Consider the following 17,629-nt stretch of genomic DNA (forward strand, 5'->3'; position numbering starts at 1 on the left):
CCAACAGCGTTTGCTTGTTTGTGGTTATCAGGAGTGGCTGAAAACTGAAATAATAAACTAAGCTATTAAAAAAACTTTGGCTATCAATCAGCCAGAGGCAGGGCAAATCATTCATGATCTACGGCTTTTGAGTGGGCTAAGGCAAGAACAGTTTGCAGCCAATCTAAGTGTTACTCGTACCACAATTAACCGTCGGGAAACGGAAGCTCTAAGCCCTCGCCCCTAGCGATGTGAAAAGTTGAGGAGATGTTGGAGAAAATGGATAGTCAATGGCAGGATTTGTTGGCGAAGTATTTGCCAGATTAGTTCAATAAAATACTACTTTTGTGCAACTTAAAGGAAAAACAATACAGCTAGCAAAATCAGGCTATTAATTGCTGAGATAACAACCAATTATTACTAATTAAAGATTATGGCAGATTATATAGGCATGACACCGACTGTAGTCATAGGACTAGGTGGAACTGGAAAAGAAATATTAATCAAAATTCGTCGGATGATTGTGGAGTCTTATGGCTCTTTAGATGCTTTGCCTATTGTGTCTTTTTTACATATAGATACAGAGCAGAATGCCAAAGTTTCAGAACCGCAAACTGTTCTTAAGCAAAATATTTCTCTTAGACCTTCTGAGCAAGTCTGGGCTAAGGTAGAGAATGCCAAGGCAATGCTTAATCAACTTTCTTCTTATGATTATTTAGCAGAATGGTTCCCCAGCCATTTAAGAGGCACAGATTCGATTTTGGCAGGAGCCGGGCAAATTCGCTCCTTGGGAAAATTCGCCTTTTCTGTTAATTATCAAAGTATCAAAAATAGTTTCGACAATGCTTTAGGAAGAATTGTTGGGCATGAGAAATTTTTGTTAGATAAACTCGGATTACAGCTTGATAAAGGAGTGAACATTTTTATTGTTTGTTCCCTATCAGGTGGTACTGGTTCAGGAATGGTGCTTGATCTAGCTTATAACTTGCGTGATTGGGTTCCTCCTTCAGCCATGCCCCAAACATCAGCTTATTTAGTGTTGCCTGGAGCATTTTCAGGATTAGGCGATCGCGTCATTGCAAACGCCTATGCTGCTTTAATGGAACTGAACCATTATTCTCGTAATGATACTCGTTTTGAATGCCAATATAGTAGTAACGCATCAGATCGAATCACCTCTCAAAGTAGCCGGGATGTACCATTTAACTTCTGTTATCTTGTTGGTAATAGTAATGATAAAGTCACCCTGCCTAGTTTAAATTCCGTATTGGAAATGGTGGCTCAAAATGTATTTTTAGATTTTAGTTCAGGATTTAGCCAGTACAAAAAATTAGTCCGAGATAATATCCGTAAACAATGGGCAAGTCCTGACTCTCTTGGTTATCCCCAGAGTTTTATCGCTTTCGGATTAGCTAGTATTCAGTTTCCGATTCAAAGAGTACTTCAAGCTTGTGCATCTCGTTTAGCAAAGCGTGTTGTCAGATGGTGGGAAAATCCTACACCAGCCCCAGGAGCTATGCGGGATTTAATTCAAACAGAAATTCTACCTAGTCTTAATCTATCAGAATCAGACAGCCAGCACCAACTTCTTGATAGCATTAGTCTAGGGAATAACATGAAACCCTACACCAAGGAAGTCGCTGATTGGGTAGCTATTTTACGCAAACGTCGTAACGATTTAAATATTCCCTTTGAGAATCTACAACGTTTTGTCTCGGTTGAGCAAGAAAAATATAGCCCTCACTTTAATGATGGTGATACCGATCCCAGGCGTTGGAGTGATTACTTTCAAAAAATGTGGGACAATCTGAATCAGCTAAAAACTCAAAAGCGGCAAGAACTTCGCCAGATTGTCCATCAGATGATTGAAGACCGTTTCCGAGGCCCTAAATTTGTTCGTCAATTTTTAGAAGTTCTGTTAGAAGTATTTAATAATTACCGTAGTCAATTTGATCAGGAAAGACAAAAAACTTTTCTTCCTAAAGAACAGTCTGCTGCTAATGCATTACAAGTTCTACTGAAACAAATAGACAATCATGCTAAACAGTTTAATCCACTGAATAAAAAGACAGTGATTGAAGAAGACTTCAATGGAATTATGCAAGCACTTCAATCGATATACACTTCTAAAGTCGAAGTAAAATCTCGGACTTTAGGAGTTTTATTATTAGATGCTCTCAAGGAGGAAATTAATAGCTTAATTATAGATTTAACTGCTTTTGATCAAGTTCTAGAAACTCTTCAAACTCAACTGAGTGAACGAGAGCAAACTTACATAGGGGAGACAGGAACATTAACTGTTAATGGAATCTTGCTTTATAACCCTAAAGATGTAGATCAAGTATTTAATCAAGTTTTAGAAGGAAAAACAGAGACGATATTTCCGACGGTTTCTCAAGATATTCTAGACGATTTAGGAATACATCTATTTGACTTATATTCTTTTGATACACTCCGAATCAAAGATTTATTTGAAAGACTTTTAAATCGTTCTGTTGATGAGTTTATTGATAAATCACAATTACAAGTTTCGACGGCTCGAAAATTTTTAGAACAGTATCCGACGTTAGAACAGCAAGAAGCTCAAATTAAAACTACCTTTGAAAAAAGTGAACCCTTCTTGCGCTTTAGCCAAGAGCAAGTAAACCTGGGATGGGAGAATAAGATAGAAAAACGTCAAACTCTAATTGGGATTCAAGGCGGGAATAAGCCGACTGATGTAGCTGTTGCTGCGATTTTACCTCAAATTCGTAAGTCTAGTACTCTTACTGATAAAGATATTAGACCTCTAAACGATCCCCATCATATTTTCTTTGTTCAAGAAGTTGGCGCTTTTCCCTTGCGATTAATTGAAGGGATGGAGAAGATGCGAGTTATTTATCGAACTATTTCCCAAGCTGATAAAAATCCTTTGCATACTCATCAAGATTACCGTCAGTTTCAAGACATTATGCCCTCAAGTCAAGAAGAGGTACAAGTTAAGCAAAATCTGCTTTTAGCCAAAGCATTAGGATTAATAATCCAACATGAAAACAAAGTTACAGGATTTGATGAAATCCGTTTTTCCTATCAGGATAAACAAACAGGTATTGATAAAGTACAAGTGTTAGGGGAAAGTTGGCAAAAAGCTGAGGAAAACCTTTTAAATGATCAAAATCGGAAAGTAAGAGATATTTTAGCTGATTCTCTGAAAAAAATTGGCGAAAATGCCACGACTAAACCCCAAAAGCAGCAGTTATATCAAAAGTTAATCGGTTGTTTGAAGGAAATAGAAAATACGTTTATTGGTGGTAAAGATAATCCTGATTATCATAAGGGAGAAGCAGCGCTTGAGGAATATATCAAGCAATATAATCTGATGATTATTTCTCCATCAGTGAATTCATCAGTAGTAACTGAACCTAACACAACTTCAGCCACCCCCCAAAATAACGAAAACCTAGAAAAGTTTAGAAAGCTAGTTGTGACTTGTTATAAGAACGGTAGCCCTTCTGCTACAGAATTGCAGCTTGTGGAGAAATTTCGTCAGAAATATAATATTTCTCAAACCATTGCCGAGCAAATTATTGCTGAATCTACTCCTAAAAAAGATATAGGAAATGCGATTCAGGAATATAGTTTAATGTATCAAGCTTTTTTAGAAAATGATAATGAAATAGACTTAGAGGAGCAAGCACATTTACTTGATCTCCAAGAGGAATTAGGATTAAGTAATGAACAAGTTGCCAAGATTGAAGCCAGTATTAAATCAGAATCTAATGTATTGAATAATCATCAAAATTAAAGAGGTATTTATGACTCAAAACTATAGTTATAACAATGTTAAATGTTCTAAGTGTGGGCACGATCAGAATGCTTCAACTGCTCGTAAATGTGAGATTTGTGGCAACCCATTGAAAAAAGCATCAGTTCCTCCGTTTGTTTTTGTGGCTTTGGCGGGACTGATAGTTGCAGCAGGTGGATATTTTGCTTTTAAACTAATGCCTAAAACTCCTCAAGTATCTACTACTGTAACTAATCCTCCGGTTTCAGAGCCTTCTAAACCACAGGCAATAACTAATCAGCTTACCCCTGTTCAGGAACCTCAATCTACTCCTACAAGTAGTATTGAACCTACTGCTGCACCTATTGATACATCATTACCTAATCCAAGTGTACTAACTATGGACGGTAGTACAACTATGGTTGCTTTAATGCAGAAGTTGCGTAATGCTTATGCTCAAATTAATCCTAATATTCCTACTATTTATGGACAACCTGATGGTTTTCCAAAAGGCTCAACTAAAGGTCTTGAAGCCTTAATGAACAACTCTGTAATTATGGCAGCAACTTCCCGTCCTTTAAAGCCAAAAGAAGCACAAGCCGGAATTCAAGTAGTGGCGATCGCTCGTGACGCAGTAGCAATTGTAGTAGGTGTTAATAATCCTTTTAAAGGCAGTCTTACTCAAGAGCAATTACGTCAAATCTATCAAGGTAAAATTACTAATTGGTTACAAGTTGGTGGTGTAAATGCTCCGATCAAAGTAATTAATCGTGCGGCTAGTAGTGGTACTAGAGACTTTTTCGAGAGTGTTGTATTATTAGGTCAGCCTTTCGCAGTTGACAGTGCTAATTTCATTACATTTCCTAATGATGAAACCACGGAAATACTTCGGTTACTAGGGAACGATGGAATTAGCTATGCTACGGTTTCCCAGGTTGAAAACCAACAACTGGTAAGAGTTGTACCGCTTAATGGGGTTTCGCCTGTGAACAAAACTGCAATTCAAGATGGCAAATACCCCATTAGTCGCAATGTTTACTTAGCAATTCGTAAACAGAATAGTCCTGCTATCAAACAGTTTGTAGACTTAGCATTATCTCCTCAAGGACAACAAATTGCACAGCAATCAAATTTCATCCCTTTGAAGTGAAATCGGCGGTTAGAAACCGCGTCTACAACTAAATATTGGTCTATAACCGAATGGCACTAAGAAAAGGGAAAATCGTTGAGGCAGAAGGGGTGCTCTTGTGCGGAGGAGCAGGGGAGAAAGAAGAAGTTTAAGGTATACGAACAAATATTTAGAAATTCCCCTCTGCACCTCTGCCCCTCTGCAATCCTTACGCTGCTTACTCTTCAACTTAACTTAGTGCCATTCGTCTATAACCCTATCCTTTCACCTCTAGCCCCGCACCTATATCAGCTTTATTTTCTAAAAATTCATTATCCTGAAGAATTTCATAGAGATTAGTATCTTGCTCTAGCAGGCAAGCGTGTCCACAATGGGGCAACACCACAATCTTATTATTTGGTAAGATGTTCCCTATCCGCTTCACTTCAGTTACAGAAGGCAAAAGGCGATCGCTACCACCGGCAATTAACAAAACTGGTTGAGTCAAATTACCTAACTGTTCCTCATCAAGATGAAACTCTCGTAGTAAAGACAACCGCCAAAGAACCGTTTCAGCTGGGACAGAACGCATAGTTTTCAGCAAATCGTGGCGATCGCTGCGAGAAATGCGTGGCAAAGATGCTAAAAAGGGTAATAATCCCAGTGCGCCAACATCATACAATCCTGATGGTACTAAGTAAGTTAGTTGGGATGCCCAACTTAACCAAGGGCGGAGATGAAAGGATGAAGCTGGGTTAATTAAAATGATTCGTTTAAATAAATGAGGTGCTTGGATTGCTACTTTCATTGCCAAGCAACCACCAAAGGACTCACCACACAGGTAAACTGGCCTCTGAGAGCTTTTTTCTAATTCGGTGTCGATCAAGTCCAATACACTCTTCGTTAGCATATCCCAAGTGTTAAGGTCTTTCCGGGGGATCGCCAAAGAGCGGACATCAAAGCCAGCTTCTAATCCAGCGGTTTGCGATCGCAATAGTTGACCTGTTCCATCCATTCCTGGTAAATATACCAACAGCGGATACTCTGGCTGTACTCGTTCAGGAGTCAGAAAACAAGGCTTTAGCTCAACTTCAGAAATAGTCATTGGTCATTAGTCATTGGTCATTGGTCATTAGTCATTAGTCATTAGACATCTCCAGAAATTAAATATGCTTTACCCATAACCCTTGTAGAGACGTAGCACTGCTACGTCTCTACATTGTTTTTCGGAGATGTCTATTGGTCAATGGTATAAAACTTTTGGACTATTGATTGTTGCTTTTGAGTGAAGTTCGGTGTTTTTGACCAAAAACAAATAATCCTTTGAGAGCAAGAGACTAAAAGTCGTGGGCACAATCCAAAATCCAAAATCCAAAATCGAATGGCTCTAATAGCAACCTTGACGCAGTAAATCGCTAATTTCACTATGACAGTGTTCTGTCAGTTCAGCCACAACAGTTCTAGCTTGTTTGCCATGATATTTTTGATGATATTGGGGCGTAATCCAATAAGGACGACCGATTAACACCGCAACCCGGCGATAAATTACCAAAGGATGCCAACCACCTTGGTTAAATAAGGGTTCTGAAGGGTCAAATACACTCAAAAGCTTTAAGGGGAAGCCGGAAGTGTTGACTTCTTCTAAAGAGGCGATCGCGATCGGTAAAATAGCTAAATCCTGTACATCAGCTCGTAATGCCAAATGAGCAAATCCCCGTTGAAACTCACCCAGATGGTTTGGTTGAGTAAATTTCACCATTGGTTCAGTTCCTTCTGGAAACACTCCCACCATCTGCTTGGACTGCAATAGCACCTGCGACTGCGAAAAAAAGCTTTGCAAGCGGTTTTGAGTCTCCTCCAAGGGAAAACACCCCAATTGACCGGTGACAATCTCCCGCATGACTGGCACTTGTCCCATATAGTGATGGCAAGCAAAGCGAATCGGACTCGATAACGCTGCCATTAAAATCAGTGCATCCATAAAGCTGCGATGATTGCTGACTACCAACACGCTAGCATCCTGGGGAATGCGATCCTCATAATAGCGAAACATTTGCGTTGAAAGTGCCGCCACCAAAGCGCGAGAAATCTCTAGGGGGCTATTTCGATTCATACCTAATCAATATATTTTTCTGGTAAATATGGCGGTTTATCTTAATTTAATTTTTACATTTCTTTACTATTGCCATGACCGTCTTAAGATAGAAATATCTAATCGACAAAAGCAACGAGATTTTCTGCGTTCTCAATTATGTATTCTTGATCACAAGAATATCTAATAGAAACTATTCATAAAAGTTATGATTAGTTAATTTCCATTTTTTAGGTAAAAATGAGTTTAATTGATGTCTATTACAAAACAATTCTTGACCTGATAAATTTGCTAGTATAAAGATGTTATTGGAGAAAATAGGAATAATATTGTATAATGGCGTGGTTTTGCCACCAAAAGCTAAAATGTAAAACGTTTTAATAAGTTAATTTTTATTTTGTATGAATCTAGTGAATAAAACAACAAACACATTTGCGCTGACCACACCTCTATATTATGTAAATGATGTACCCCATATAGGTAGTGCTTACACTACGATCGCAGCCGATGTAGTGGCGCGATTTCAGAGACTACTGGGAAATCAGGTATTACTAATTACAGGTACAGATGAGCATGGGCAAAAAATTCAGCGATCAGCAGAAAGTTTAGGCAAAGCACCACAAGAGTTTTGTGATGAAATTGTTCCTAGCTTCGTGAGTTTATGGCAGTTACTAGACATTCAATACGATCGCTTTAGTCGGACTACTGCACCTCGTCATCAAGCGATCGTGAAAGAATTCTTTGAGCGAATCTGGAAATCTGGTGATATTTACCAGGGACAACAACAAGGCTGGTACTGCGTATCCTGCGAAGAATTCAAAGAAGAACGGGATCTGTTAGAAGGACACCGTTGCCCAATTCATACTAACAAAGAAGTGGAGTGGCGAGACGAGCAAAACTATTTTTTCCGCTTATCCAAATATCAAAATAAGCTCACAGAATTTTATCAATCTACACCGGATTTTATTCAACCAGAAAGTCGGCGTAACGAAGTCCTCAGCTTTGTTAATCAAGGGCTACAAGACTTTTCAATTTCGCGGGTAAATCTAGATTGGGGTTTTCCCGTACCAGTTGATCCCAAGCACACCCTTTATGTCTGGTTTGACGCGCTGCTAGGTTATGTCACAGCATTACTAGAACCAGACGCAGAACCGACTTTAGAAAATGCTTTAAAAACATGGTGGCCGATTAATTTGCACCTAATTGGTAAAGATATTCTCCGCTTCCATGCAGTTTACTGGCCAGCAATGCTGTTGTCGGCTGGCTTACCCTTGCCGGGGCGAGTATTTGGGCATGGCTTTTTGACCAAAGATGGTCTAAAGATGGGCAAAAGTCTGGGTAACACCCTTGATCCTGTTGCGTTAGTTAAACGCTATGGTAGTGATGCCGTTCGTTATTACTTCCTTAAGGAAATCGAATTTGGCAAGGATGGAGATTTTAATGAAGTTAGGTTCATTAATGTTCTGAATGCAGATTTGGCAAATGATCTAGGTAATTTGCTCAATCGTACGTTGAGCATGGTGAAGAAATACTGTGCTGAGAATAATGTCCCATCAATCGGCAATGAAGGAATTCCTGACGAAAATCCTTTGAAAGCAATTGGTTTACGTCTAGGGGAACAGGTGAAACAGGCATACCAGGAGCTAGCTTTTAGCCAAGCTTGTGAGGCTATCCTTTCACTGGCACAAGCCAGTAATAAGTTTATTGATGAACAAGCTCCTTGGTCATTATATAAACAGGGACAGCAGGAATCGGTGGAAAAGGTTCTCTACGCAGTTTTAGAATCAGTTAGACTAGCAGCTTATCTGCTATCCCCAATTATTCCGAACATCAGTAGCGATATTTATCAGCAGCTAGGTTTTGGAATAAATTTTAACGATCAAAAACAAAGTTCAGTTACCGCTCCTTTTACCATCCATGCTACATGGGGAATATTATCTAGTAAACAACCTTTGGGTAGACACCAACCGGTTTTTCAGCGAATAGAAACCCCGAAAAACGATTAGTCCTTATCAAACTCTGATTTTGTTCAATCTCTTATTTTCTCACAAAATTTATCGTGGCTGAATTTAAATCAGCTGCGGAACATTATCATAAGCCGCTGTGACTAGCATCTAAAAGTTGGTAATTTGTATCAAAAATAACAGGGATAAAAATTGAGGTATCACAACGATGTTGAATAATTTGGAAAACGATTCAATCTTTACGCCAGAACAGGTTTTGGAGAATCGGGGTAGGGTTGCCATATTTATTGATGGCTCAAATTTATTTTACGCTGCACTGCAACTAGGGATTGAAATCGACTACACCAAGCTATTATGTCGATTAACGGGAGGTTCTAGACTACTGCGTTCTTTTTTCTACACAGGCGTAGACCGGACAAACGAGAAGCAACAGGGGTTTCTGCTGTGGATGCGTCGCAATGGCTATCGAGTCATTGCTAAAGATTTAGTCCAGCTACCAGATGGCTCTAAAAAAGCTAACCTGGATGTAGAAATAGCGGTAGACATGATGGCACTAGTAGATTCTTATGATACCGCAGTTTTAGTTAGCGGTGATGGGGATTTGGCTTATGCAGTCAATTCAGTCAGCTATCGTGGCGTGCGGGTAGAAGTAGTCAGCTTGCGTTCCATGACCAGCGACAGCTTAATTAATGTTAGCGATCGCTACATTGATTTAGAAGCCATCAAAGAGGATATTCAAAAAACCCCTCGCCAAAGCTATCCATACCGCCCCTTATCTGGGATCGGCTTTTTGGAAGACACTAGAACTAGTGATGGACATTTAGAAATCCAAGAATAATGGCGTATAAGTTTCATAAAAGGGGGAAAAAGGAAGAGAGAAAAATTCAAGATATCTCCTCCGCTCCCTCCTTTCTTGTTTTACCTTTGACTTTTTTCTTGGTATTTGGTTTAGTTGCTTGTGGGGGCAAATCTCCCCCAGCTTCTCAACAAAATACTGAGGCTTCATCTAATTCAGATAGCGATTTAACTTTCTTTGGTGTCACCCTAGAACAAGCAGATGAAGTCGGACGACCGATTTGGAAAGTCAGGGCTACACGGGCAAAATATACCAAAGAAAAAGAAATTGGTCAGGCGGAAAGTCCTTATGGTGAACTATACCAAGATGGCAAAGTAGTTTACAAAATCAAGGCAGATGTAGCAGACATTGCACAAGATGGGAAGCAGTTGTTTCTTAAGGGTAAGATATTTGCCACAGATCCTAATAATGGGATTGTGTTGCAAGGCAATGAATTAGAATGGCGTCCTCAAGAAGATTTGTTAATTGTCCGCAACCAGATTAATGGTACTCATAAACAACTACAAGCAGTAGCACAGGAAGCGCGAGTTAAAACCCGCGAACAGCGCATGGAATTTTCTGGAGGGGTAATAGCCAATTCCACCGATCCCCAAATGCAGGTTAGAACCGAACATTTAATTTGGAATATTAAAGAAGAAAAACTGATTAGCGATCGCCCCGTCCAAATTGACCGCTACAAAGATAATAAAATTAGCGATCGCGGCAAGGGAAATTCTGCCGAAGTCAACTTAAAAACAAAAATTGCCACTGTCAAACAAAATGCTCAACTAGATTTACTAGACCCACCAATGCAAATAGCTAGTAACTCTATGATCTGGAACATGAATGCAGAAACTGTCACCACAAACTCGCCCACGCGAATGTTCCAACGTGCCGAAAATGTCACAGTGACAGCTAATCAAGGTGAAATGAAAATACCACAAAAAACCGTTTATTTAACAGGAAATGTCAACGCCGTTGGTCAACGTCGCCAGTCTTTGAAGTCCAATACATTAACTTGGTATTTAGACAATAAGTTAGTTGAAGCTGAAGGAAATGTGATTTATCGACAAGTTGACCCACCGTTAAATTTTGTCGGTGAAACAGCCCTTGGTAATCTGCAAACAGAAAATATTGTTGTCAAAGGCGGTAGTTCTGGCGGTAGGGTAGTCACGGAGATTATTCCCCAAGAAAGAGCCAATCGTCGGTAGTCGAGTTAGGGGAGTGGGGAATAGGGAGTAGGGGAGATGAGGAAGTCCATTGGTATTGGTGTCAAGTTAAGCTGAAACTCCTTTAAAACCTCGTTTCCAGCCTGAGGCTGGAAATGGTTAAGTAAGAATGCCATGTTTTTCCTGACCGTACTTTAATCAAACGCAAGGTAATAAATGGAGTCTTATTTGTGCCAGAACCCAGACTTATCTTTCTGTCCCTTACTCCATAACTATCTGTAAATACCTGTTCTACCTTGATTGCTGCTCCTTTTTTTATTCTCGTAATAAAGTCCACTTTTTTCTCGATTAATTGATGCCAAAAGTTAAAGTGATAAAACGTAATCTTTCTAGTTGCTCGGCTATTACTTCATCTTCCACCATTGGTCTGTGTTTCTTTTTGGCGTGGTCTCTATTGGTTTTTCGGCTGGTGGTCATGGCTGGACTCAATCGCTCAATTACTTGTCCAGATTCAGTTTCCCACTATTTTTGACCTCTGCAAATACCACCCTTGACAATTTCCCCTTTTCCTTAACTTGTCACCAATGGGCAGAGGGGCAGAGGGGAAAGAACAAGGCACATTGAACTCTCCCCTGCTCCCCTGCTCCCCTGCTCCCCTGCATTTCAAGCTTGTGAGAAATGCGGGTTACAGACTTGGAGCAGCTACAAACCAAGCATCCAGAATGGTAGATGGATCTGATAGAGGGGAAATTATAGTTACGGAAGCATCAGATTACGAATCAGAGGAAATTGGCGCTCAGTTGAGTACCTTCTTGAATATTTGGGTAATACCGCGCAAACTATGGCGTATAAATGGTTCTGGTGCAGGGTTTATCCTACCGAATATAGAAGAGGACGACTCGGAAAAAAGAAACCTGCGATCGCCTGACATTGAGAATCTAGCCCCTAGTGTAGACTAGTACAACACGGCGTAAATAAACCACCCATTTAAAATAGCCAGAAAGCTTACAAAATAAGCATTCTTTCTTTTTACTTTTGCCTTTTTACTTTTGCCTTCTTGTACTAGTACAACACGGCGTAAATAAACTACCCATTTAAAATAGCCAGAAAGCTTACAAAATAAGCATTCTTTCTTTTTACTGTTGCCTTTTTACTTTTGCCTTCTTGTACTAGGGACTTTTAAATGCAAGGATTTGGGATTATGTAAGCATATTTCACCAAACTTTTTTTCTGAAGGTGATAGGAAAGCGATCGCTAGTGGGTAAGTTACATCTAGAACACACAACCACTTCCTACACCAGGGAAAACACTTATGAAAACCGAATTGAAAGCAAAGTTTATCCAACATATCCTCGACAAAAAGAAGGAAAACGAAGGTTTCACACTTATTGAATTATTAGTAGTAATTATCATCATCGGGATTTTGTCGGCGATCGCTCTACCTTCTTTCTTGAACCAAGCTAACAAAGCCAAGCAGTCAGAAGCGAAAACCTACGTAGGTTCCATGAACCGCGCTCAACAAGCTTATTACCTAGAAAATACTGCGTTTTCAAGTACAATTGGTAGTTTAGGTCTTGGTATTGCAACACAAACCGTAAATTACCAATACTCGGCTGCCATACTGACGGGCAATAGTGTAGTAAGCAACTTAGCAGAAGTAATACTTGCTACTGCACCTCTCAAAAGCTATGTTGGTATTGTAGAGGTGACAACCCAACAAGCTACCAGTGAAGCTACTACCGTAGCTGCTTTGTGTGAAGCTAGCAACGCTATGGTTAACGCTGGTGTAAATGCAACTAGCGCTACCATTGCCTATACTGCTGGAGCGCCTAGTTGTCCCACCAGTTTCGTCTCCTTGGCTAAGTAACCAACCAAGGATAAACAGTATATAAATTGTCTCTAAGTTAGATATTTTCTAAAGTGGGTAGATGCTTCTATCCACTTTATTTCCGTTATGTAAGTCATTCACAAGTATATTCCTCATAAAATTTTCTAAGAAAATTATAATGATTACTGACATCTATAATTGGCAAGATCAGGCTGAACAATACTTCATTCAAGAAAAATATTCGCAAGCAGCAGAGTTATATGAACAAGCAATAGCAATAGAACCAAACGCTATTTCTTATTATTGGTACTTAGGATTACTATTGCTATTACAAGGGCAAGAAGCAGAAGCTCAAATGACTTGGATGCTGCCAATGACAGAGGCAGATGAAGAAAAGTTAAAAATTTGGACAAATGAATTATTTCAAGTTTTGCAAATAGAAGCTAAAAGACGTGAAACACTGGCAGAATATTCTCTAGCTTGGTTAATTCGCCAGCATCTACGGGAAATTAATCCTAGTAATATAAATAATTTGCTTCAAATTATTATACTTTCTATCAAGTTGCAAAAATTTGAACAACTGGATAATTTGAATGGGTGGGGATTAATTGAAAGCTTAAACGCAAAAGAAAATATAGAAATTAATACTGAACTATTATTCCAACTTATCAAAGAAGTTTTAAATACTATTCACTTACATCCAATTAATCTAAATTTAATAGAAGCTAGTCTTCCTTATTTCTCTGATCCTCATCAATGCTTCTCTATGGTGCTTCCTGCTGCTATCAAAATCGGTCATACTTTGCGGCAGCCTTTACTAGCAGCATCTTTGTTAGAATTGCATCTACGATTGGAGCCAAATAATGTAGAAATTTTGCGGCACTTAGCGATTTTTTATCAAGATGCTCGTCATTATTCTCAAGGAATAGAGACAGCTAGATTGTGTTATTCGCTATCAGAAGGCTTGGCTGATAAAATTTTTGCACTCCATTTGTTGTTAAGGGGTCTAATGTCAGCAGGGGGATATTGGCAAGAGATATGTACAACTTGTCAAGAATTGGAAACTGTATATAAAGAGTTTATTAAAGCTCAACGAATTCCTTTAGAAGAAGGAAGAATATTACGGTTACTTACGCCATCTTTTGCGATACCTCACATTAAAGATTCTCCTGCTAATTTCCGAGCTATTCATAATAATGTCGCTGAGATTTTTACTAATTATATCCAATCTTTTGCCCAATCAGAAGGAAGAAATTATGTTTATCGAATTATTAATCATCAATCTTTCGCATACCATCCGAGAAAATTAAAAATTGGTTATGTATCTTACGCTTTAAGGAATCATTCTGTTGGTTGGCTAGCTCGCTGGTTATTTCAGCATCATGATCGAGATAAATTTGATATTCATACTTATTTTGTTAACTATACATTAGTAAATGACTATCTCCAAGAGTGGTATCTAAATCAAGGAGGGAAAGCTCACCAATTAGGTATGAATGGGATAGAAATTGCTGACCAGATATATCAAGATGAAATTGATATTTTAGTTGATCTTGATAGCATCACTCTAGATATTACTAGTCAAGTGATGGCACTCAAGCCAGCCCCAATTCAAGTTACTTGGCTGGGGTGGGATGCATCAGGTATACCTGCAATTGATTACTTTATCGCAGACCCTTATGTATTGCCAGATGATGCCCAAAATTACTATACAGAAAAAATCTGGCGATTACCGCAAACTTACATAGCAGTAGATGGCTTTGAAGTGGGTGTACCAACTCTCCGCCGTGATGACTTGGATATTCCTATGGATGCCATTGTATATCTCAGCGCCCAAAGAGGATATAAACGCCATCCAGAAACGACAAAATGGCAAATGCAAATTATTAAACAAGTACCTAATAGCTACTTTTTGATTAAAGGACTTGCTGAAGAGGAAACAATTAAACGCTTCTTTTACCAAATTGCCGAAGAAGAGGGTGTGGATTGTTCTCGATTACGATTTTTACCAATAGTTCATTCAGAGTCGGTTCATCGTGCTAATTTAGCCATTGCTGATATTGTATTAGATACATTTCCCTACAACGGAGCTACGACAACCCTAGAAACCCTCTGGATGGGTATCCCTTTAGTGACAAGAGTCGGTGAACAGTTTGCAGCGCGTAATAGCTACACCATGATGATGAATGCAGGTGTGACAGAAGGTATCGCTTGGACAGATGAAGAATATGTAGAGTGGGGTGTGCGCTTGGGTAAAGATGAAGCTTTACGCCAGCAGGTAGTTTTGAAACTGAAAGCATCTCGACAAACAGCACCCCTTTGGAATGGTAAGCAGTTTACTCGTGAGATGGAGAAGGCTTATCAGCAAATGTGGCAGAGGTATATTGAGAAAAAATAAGCTCGTAGTTCAGGAGTCAGAATTCAGAATTCAGAATTCAGAATACTCTATCCATGTAACCTTACAGAGAAGCAAGCTACGCGCAGCGTCTGTCTGCGACACGCTGCGCGAACGTAGAGAGCATCTTGCAATTTTTAATTAATAATTTTTAATTTTTAATTGGAGCAAAGCGACTTGACTTCTGAGTTCTTCTTGATAAATAATCTTGAACAGCAAAAATAGTGGCAAAGAAGCTGAACTTCCTTGCCATACTTTGTTTATAAGCTACTCATACAGTTTAATCAGGTAGGCACAATAGGCATAACAAGTTATCTTCCACACCCTATGCGCGATTTTTAATCAAGATTACTTGCACAATTTGTATTGCTATCTCACTAGAAACCCCTAAAGCTTGATATAGATCATTTAAAAAGTTTTTTTCTTCTTCAAGTACAATACCTTCAGCTAGGACTAAATCAGTCGCTACTGCAAAGGCTGCTTCCCGCAAGTCTTGAGATAGAGAATCTTTTGCTGCATTAAACAAAGCATTAAAGCCATCACCCTGGAGAATGCCCAAGATTTTGTCAAACAGCCTGTCCATCATCTCATGGGGATAACTTTTAAAAAGTTTCATCTGGGACAACACAGAAATGATAGAATTTGCTTGCTCAACAGAAAGATAACCGTCTGAAGCTGTTGCCGTCAATATAATGACTGCAAAGGCTTCCGCTGGATTGAGTGCTGCTTGGGTTTGGCTTTCTGTGCCCAACACAGCGTCGAATAGACCCATTGTAGTAGCTCCTTGGTTAGAGTCCCAATAGCGCTATAGCTACCTGTGTGTTTGGTAGATTTACAGGTAAGACTGTAACGCTATGAGACTTTCATGTCTTAGTGTTCCCAGGATTCATTCAAGGCGAACACTTGCACCCAATGGTTTTTTGGCAGGAACTACATTGCCATTTGTAAACTTTAGCGTTCTCCTGTCTTTTCTATTGTCTCAATTACCGCCAAACCTATACTAGAAGCTGCTATTAACAGCACTATTGATATCAAATAGGCATTTGTCAGTATCCGCAGGGCTTCATCGAAAAAAATATAGGTGGTCATTGCTTCACCTTTTGAACTTTGTGCTGCTAGTACTTTTTATTTCTCCACACCCTGATAGGTGTATTTCGCTGAGAAACTGCTAGCAATTGCATCTTAACAAAACTTTAGCTCTTTCAGAACACTGCTTAAAATTTTTCTTTCTGAAGATTTGATGAAGTAGGGGACTGGGGACTGGGGACTGGGGATTGGGGACTGGGGACTGGGGATTGGGGATTGGGGGGACTGGGGACTTACCCTGAGCGCAGTCGTACCCCTCCGGGGAAGCAAGCTACGCGTAGCGTCCCGTAGGAAAGTGAGCCGAAGTATTGGGAATTAGGGACTGGGCACAAGAGCCGGAGGAGTGCAGGGGAAAGACTTACTCCAACTTCCCCTCTAGCCCCCATGCTTTCCCTAGTCCCTAGTCCCCAGTCCCCCATCCCCAATCCCCAATCCCCAGTCCCCAATCCCCCATCCCCCATCCCCAATCCCCTGTCCCCAGTCCCCAATCCCCAGTCCCCAATTTACGAAACTTTTATCTGGTCTATTTCTATAATCTTTTCTTCTTGAATTTCTGTAAACTTTTGTCCGGCGATGAGAACTATGACCAACATTAGTAAACTCGTCACCATAATGACGCTCACGACGTTGGGATCGTCGAAATTGCTCGTACCCACTAATAATGCTGCGGCAAAATTACGTTGGGCGGTTCCGACTCCTAGTACTCGTTGGGTATCGATACCAGGGCCGCCCAAAAGATAACCTACGGAAAAGGAGAATACAATGAAAACCGCACAAACCAGGATTGCACCTGTTTGCAATAAAGTGATAATTTCGTAGAAATGTACCGCCAGCCTCACTACTAGACCTAAAAATAATCCAGCACTAGATATTTTCGACACAATCGGCTGGAAGCTAGAGGCGATCGCAGCAAACTTGGCTTTGATAAATAACCCTATGGCTAATGGGCTTAACATCAAAAACAGCAAGGGTTTGGCAATGTCCCAAGAGTTAACTTGTACTCCTTGCAAAACTAAGGGCAGTGCGATCGGCATGTATATAATTGTGCCGAACATCAGCAACATCATCAGTCCTGTAGAGAAAGCCACATTACCTTTGACTATTTGGGCAAGTTTGGGTAAAGCTGGAGGGCCTGCTGCTATTGCCATGATGATGAAACCATCTTTGATTGGTTCACTCAGAGGCACTATTTGCAACAGCAGATACACAAAAAGCGGTACTAAAACAAAATTTGCTACCAAAGATAAGACGATTAAACGAATATTGCGGAGTGGTTCCCAAATCTGCTGTACGGTTAGACGTAAACCAGTACCCAGCATGGTGGCAACAATAAATGTGAGAAATGCTAGCTTGTCGATTAGTGGAAAGATATCGCTCATGATTTTTGATTAAAAAAATATCCAATTATTT

The 17,629-nt window shown here is 39.8% G+C and carries 15 protein-coding genes and 1 pseudogene; 9 read left to right on the forward strand and 7 right to left on the reverse strand.

The genetic code is table 11. From position 1 onward, the window contains the following. Positions 1 to 127 precede the first annotated feature (127 nt). From V7K67_RS28555 to V7K67_RS28565, 3 genes are all read left to right on the forward strand, one after another. Positions 128 to 226 carry a hypothetical protein gene (locus tag V7K67_RS28555; protein ID WP_335169452.1) on the forward strand — a complete coding sequence of 33 codons (99 nt, stop codon included), beginning with the start codon at positions 128 to 130 and terminating at the stop codon, positions 224 to 226. Between the two features lie 186 nt (positions 227 to 412). Then, a complete protein-coding gene (locus V7K67_RS28560; RefSeq protein WP_334730330.1) occupies positions 413 to 3,763 on the forward strand; it encodes a tubulin-like doman-containing protein in 3,351 nt (1,116 codons plus the stop codon). Between the two features lie 10 nt (positions 3,764 to 3,773). Continuing rightward, positions 3,774 to 4,892, forward strand: coding sequence for a substrate-binding domain-containing protein (locus V7K67_RS28565; RefSeq protein WP_335169414.1), 1,119 nt, complete (start codon positions 3,774 to 3,776; stop codon positions 4,890 to 4,892). 235 nt (positions 4,893 to 5,127) lie between these two features. Here V7K67_RS28565 and V7K67_RS28570 read toward each other — a convergent pair whose 3' ends face one another. Further along, positions 5,128 to 5,955, reverse strand: a complete 828-nt coding sequence (locus tag V7K67_RS28570; RefSeq protein ID WP_334730328.1) for an alpha/beta fold hydrolase — start codon at positions 5,953 to 5,955, stop codon at positions 5,128 to 5,130. 282 nt (positions 5,956 to 6,237) lie between these two features. Beyond that, entirely contained in the window at positions 6,238 to 6,963 is a 726-nt protein-coding gene (locus V7K67_RS28575; RefSeq protein ID WP_334730327.1) for a lysophospholipid acyltransferase family protein, read from the reverse strand. A 380-nt stretch (positions 6,964 to 7,343) separates the two neighbouring features. On the opposite strand from V7K67_RS28575, the gene metG reads away from it, so the two are divergent. The 3 genes from metG to lptC all read left to right on the forward strand — a co-directional run bounded on the left by metG (position 7,344) and on the right by lptC (position 10,952). Next, a complete protein-coding gene (metG, locus tag V7K67_RS28580; RefSeq protein WP_335169417.1) occupies positions 7,344 to 8,948 on the forward strand; it encodes a methionine--tRNA ligase in 1,605 nt (534 codons plus the stop codon). Positions 8,949 to 9,114: 166 nt separating this feature from the next. Beyond that, the gene (locus V7K67_RS28585; protein WP_334710139.1) at positions 9,115 to 9,744 is read left to right on the forward strand and encodes a LabA-like NYN domain-containing protein; all 630 of its coding nucleotides are present in this window, start codon (positions 9,115 to 9,117) and stop codon (positions 9,742 to 9,744) included. Continuing rightward, entirely contained in the window at positions 9,744 to 10,952 is a 1,209-nt protein-coding gene (gene lptC / locus V7K67_RS28590) for an LPS export ABC transporter periplasmic protein LptC (RefSeq protein ID WP_334730325.1), read from the forward strand. The genes V7K67_RS28585 and lptC overlap by 1 nt, the downstream gene beginning before the upstream one ends. A 115-nt stretch (positions 10,953 to 11,067) precedes the next feature. Here the strand turns inward: lptC and V7K67_RS28595 are convergent. After that, positions 11,068 to 11,289, reverse strand: a pseudogene (locus V7K67_RS28595) (IS4 family transposase); the annotation flags it as partial. After that, a complete protein-coding gene (locus V7K67_RS28600) occupies positions 11,259 to 11,387 on the reverse strand; it encodes a hypothetical protein (protein WP_335169419.1) in 129 nt (42 codons plus the stop codon). The pseudogene V7K67_RS28595 and the gene V7K67_RS28600, both read right to left, overlap by 31 nt. Before the next feature lie 245 nt (positions 11,388 to 11,632). Here V7K67_RS28600 and V7K67_RS28605 point away from each other — a divergent pair, with 245 nt between their 5' ends. The 3 genes from V7K67_RS28605 to V7K67_RS28615 all read left to right on the forward strand — a co-directional run bounded on the left by V7K67_RS28605 (position 11,633) and on the right by V7K67_RS28615 (position 15,136). Next, positions 11,633 to 11,869, forward strand: a complete 237-nt coding sequence (locus V7K67_RS28605; RefSeq protein WP_334730323.1) for a hypothetical protein — start codon at positions 11,633 to 11,635, stop codon at positions 11,867 to 11,869. A gap of 353 nt (positions 11,870 to 12,222) precedes the next feature. Beyond that, positions 12,223 to 12,777: a type IV pilin-like G/H family protein gene (locus tag V7K67_RS28610; protein WP_334710142.1), complete on the forward strand. Its 555-nt coding sequence runs from the start codon at positions 12,223 to 12,225 to the stop codon at positions 12,775 to 12,777. 139 nt (positions 12,778 to 12,916) lie between these two features. Further along, positions 12,917 to 15,136 (forward strand): O-linked N-acetylglucosamine transferase, SPINDLY family protein, encoded by a 2,220-nt coding sequence (locus V7K67_RS28615; RefSeq protein ID WP_335169421.1) that lies wholly within the window; start codon positions 12,917 to 12,919, stop codon positions 15,134 to 15,136. Between the two features lie 322 nt (positions 15,137 to 15,458). On the opposite strand, the gene V7K67_RS28620 is transcribed toward V7K67_RS28615, so the two are convergent. The 3 genes from V7K67_RS28620 to V7K67_RS28630 all read right to left on the reverse strand — a co-directional run bounded on the left by V7K67_RS28620 (position 15,459) and on the right by V7K67_RS28630 (position 17,598). Then, positions 15,459 to 15,905 (reverse strand): tellurite resistance TerB family protein, encoded by a 447-nt coding sequence (locus V7K67_RS28620; RefSeq protein ID WP_334730320.1) that lies wholly within the window; start codon positions 15,903 to 15,905, stop codon positions 15,459 to 15,461. A 179-nt stretch (positions 15,906 to 16,084) separates the two neighbouring features. Further along, positions 16,085 to 16,222, reverse strand: coding sequence for a hypothetical protein (locus V7K67_RS28625; protein ID WP_179064901.1), 138 nt, complete (start codon positions 16,220 to 16,222; stop codon positions 16,085 to 16,087). 500 nt (positions 16,223 to 16,722) lie between these two features. After that, positions 16,723 to 17,598, reverse strand: coding sequence for a bile acid:sodium symporter family protein (locus tag V7K67_RS28630; RefSeq protein ID WP_334730319.1), 876 nt, complete (start codon positions 17,596 to 17,598; stop codon positions 16,723 to 16,725). Positions 17,599 to 17,629: the final 31 nt, after the last annotated feature.

The sequence above is a fragment of the Nostoc sp. genome (assembly GCF_036917155.1).
GTDB lineage: Bacteria > Cyanobacteriota > Cyanobacteriia > Cyanobacteriales > Nostocaceae > Nostoc.